We start from the raw sequence: 2,813 nt of genomic DNA on the forward strand, positions 1-2,813 counted from the left end.
GCTCGGCATCGAGGGCATGGCCCGGCGCTACGCCGACTACCTGCCGGAGGAGGGCTTCCAGCTCGCGAACGACATCTCGAGCGTCGGCGCCCTCATCCTCGGCCTGTCGATGATCCCGTTCTTCTGGAACGTCTGGAAGACGTGGCGGACAGCGCCGTACGTCATGACCGACGACCCGTGGGGGTATGGCGCGTCGCTCGAGTGGGCGACCTCGTGCCCGCCGCCGCGGCACAACTTCGCGTCGCTGCCGCGGATCCGATCCGAGCGGCCCGCCTTCGACCTGCACCACCCAGAGACGGCACCGCGCTCGTGGCACGCGCCCGGTGGGCCGGCGAACATCAACCGAGTCATGGGCCCGGCCGATGTCGGTGAGGCCCCCGGAGCGACCCAGGAGCGGTGACCCGATGGGAGAGATGGTCCAGTTCGTCCAGCGTGACCTCAACGCGTACCAGGCAGAGCCGATCGGTGAGCCGCTCGGTGCGGTCATCGTCATCCAGGAGATCTGGGGGCTCGTCGAGCACATCGTCGACGTCACCGACCGGTTCGCGGCCGAGGGCTATCTCGCCGTGGCACCGGACCTGCTCGGGCACATCGACCTGACCCCGTATGACGGGCAGGAGCTGCAGAACCTCATGGCTAGCCCCGACGAGAAGACGCGGCTCGACGCCCAGCCGCGGCTGCGCCGGATGACCGAGCCGGCCCGCACGCCGGAGTTCGCCCAGTGGGCCGTCCAGGCGCTGCGCGACGTCGTCGACGGCGTCCTCGACCGGCCCGGGATCATGGGCCGCGTCGCTGTCGTCGGCTTCTGCTTCGGGGGCACCTACGCGTGGTCGCTCGCCCTCAACGAGCCGCGCCTGCGCGCCGCGGTCCCCTTCTACGGCCGGTTCCCCGAGGGCGCCGATCCCTCCGCGATCCGCTGCCCGGTGCTGGCGTTCTACGGCGAGCAGGACCACGACATCACCGACGGCGTCCCGCAGCTGACCGACCGGATGGCGGCGGCCGGCGTGGACTTCACCGCGCAGGTCTACGACGGGGTGGGGCACGCGTTCTTCAACGACACGGCCGCGACCCGCTACAGCGAGACGGCCGCAACGGACGCCTGGAAGCGGACCCTCGAGTTCATCCGGGCCTCGTTCGGCCGCTGACCCATCGATCGGGAAGCCCCGCCCCAACACTTCAATCGACAGTGCAGCAATCCAGATCGACAGTGCAGAAGTTGATCTCGATCATGAGCCGTCAATCCGGAGAAGCGCACTGTCGATCCGGAGAAGCGCACTGTCGACGGCGAGAAGCGCACTGTCGATGGGGCTGGGTCAGTGGGTGCCGGGCTCGTGCGCGGCGTGGCTGGCCGGCTCGAGCTGGAACGTCGAGTGCTCGACGTCGAAGTGGCCCCGCAGGCAGTCCTGCAGCTCGTCGAGCAGCGCCGGTGCGTGACCGTCCCGGAAGCACGAGTCGTCGATGGTGACATGGCACGAGATCGTCGGCAGGCCGTTCGTCACGGTCCAGACGTGCAGGTCGTGCACGTCGACGATGTGCTCCGGCTCGAGCAGGTGCTCACGCACCTCGGCGAGGTCCATCCCCTCCGGGGCCGCCTCGAGCAGCACCCGCCCGCTGTCCCGGAGCAGCCCGTAGGCAGCCCGCAGCATGAGCGCCACGACGACGAGCGAGGCGACGGCGTCGGCTCTGGTCCAACCCGTCACGAGGATCACGACGCCGGCGGCAACCGTGCCGATGAAGCCGTAGAGGTCGGTCAGGATGTGCTGGTAGGCGCCCTCGATGTTCAGGCTGGAGCGGTTCGCCCGGGCCAGCACCCACGCTGCCGCGACGTTGACGACCACGCCGATGAGTGCGACGACGAGCACGACGCCGCCCTCGACCTGCGGGGGGTGGACGAGCCGGCGCACCGCCTCGACGCCGATGATCCCGGCCACGACGAGCAGGGTGATGCCGTTCCCCGCGGCGGAGATGATCTCGGCCCGCTTCCAGCCGAAGGTCCACTTGCCGGTCGCCGGCCGGGCCGCGAGCCGCATCGCCCACAGCGCTCCCGCGATCGCACCGACGTCGGAGAGCATGTGGCCCGCGTCGGACAGCAGGGCGAGGGAGCCGGACAGGACCGCCGCGACGACCTCGCCGACCATGAAGGCGAGCAGCAGGAGCAGCGCGACCCACAGGTAGCGCCGGTCCGCACCGGCAGCGACACCGTGCTGGTGGTCGTGTTCGTGCCCCATGGAACCGAGCCTACGGACCCGCCCCGCGCGGTGGACACCGCGACGGCGGTCCGAGCTCAGCGGCATACCCTCTGCTGGTGCCCGAACCCACGACGCAGCCGCGGCTGTGGCCGCTCTACGCGGGTGGCTTCCTGGGCCCGTTCGGCGGCGCGATGGTCACGACGATGCTGCCCGAGCTCTCGTCGGGACTGCACACGAGCACGGCGACGGCCGCGTCCGCGCTGACCTGGTACATGGTGCCGTTCGCGGGCCTCATGGTCGTCTCGGGCACCCTCGCCGCGCGCTGGGGCGAGGCGCGGACGGTCCGCCGGGCCTACCTGCTGTATGCCGCTGCCTCCGTCGTCTGTGTCGTGGCCACGAGCGCGGGGCCCTTCCTGCTCGGGCGGGCCCTGCAGGGAGCCGCGAACGCCTTCACGACGCCCCTGCTCATCTCGATGATCGCGGCGCTCGCCCCGGCCGACCGGATCGGCCGCTCGCTCGGGACCTACGCGAGCATGCAGGGGGCGGGCCAGGCCTTCGCGCCCCTCGTCGGTGGCGCGGCGGCCGGGTGGGACTACCGGCTCGCCTTCGGCGCGTCGGCGCTCG

At 71.2% G+C, this 2,813-nt stretch carries 3 protein-coding genes and 1 pseudogene; 3 read left to right on the forward strand and 1 reads right to left on the reverse strand.

The genetic code is table 11. From position 1 onward, the window contains the following. Both N864_RS25210 and N864_RS21065 read left to right on the forward strand, forming a co-directional pair. Positions 1–400, forward strand: a pseudogene (locus N864_RS25210) (aa3-type cytochrome oxidase subunit I); the annotation flags it as partial. A 4-nt stretch (positions 401–404) separates the two neighbouring features. Further along, positions 405–1,145 (forward strand): dienelactone hydrolase family protein, encoded by a 741-nt coding sequence (locus tag N864_RS21065; protein ID WP_034722024.1) that lies wholly within the window; start codon positions 405–407, stop codon positions 1,143–1,145. Between the two features lie 168 nt (positions 1,146–1,313). Here the strand turns inward: N864_RS21065 and N864_RS21070 are convergent, their stop codons facing one another. Further along, on the reverse strand, positions 1,314–2,228 hold the full coding sequence (locus tag N864_RS21070) for a cation diffusion facilitator family transporter (protein ID WP_034722025.1): 915 nt from the start codon (positions 2,226–2,228) through the stop codon (positions 1,314–1,316). Between the two features lie 77 nt (positions 2,229–2,305). Between N864_RS21070 and N864_RS21075 the strand changes: the two genes are divergently transcribed. Then, positions 2,306–2,813: MFS transporter (locus N864_RS21075; protein ID WP_155893049.1), on the forward strand; the 508-nt coding region annotated here is incomplete at its 3' end.

Origin of the sequence: Intrasporangium chromatireducens Q5-1 (assembly GCF_000576575.1) — a bacterium.
Lineage (GTDB): Bacteria > Actinomycetota > Actinomycetes > Actinomycetales > Dermatophilaceae > Intrasporangium_A > Intrasporangium_A chromatireducens.

Excerpts from the sequence above, each read along its gene's own strand:
- N864_RS21070 (WP_034722025.1), bottom strand. The coding sequence starts at position 2,228 with ATGGGGCACGAACACGACCACCAGCACGGTGTCGCTGCCGGTGCGGAC.
- N864_RS21065 (WP_034722024.1), top strand. The coding sequence starts at position 405 with ATGGGAGAGATGGTCCAGTTCGTCCAGCGTGACCTCAACGCGTACCAG.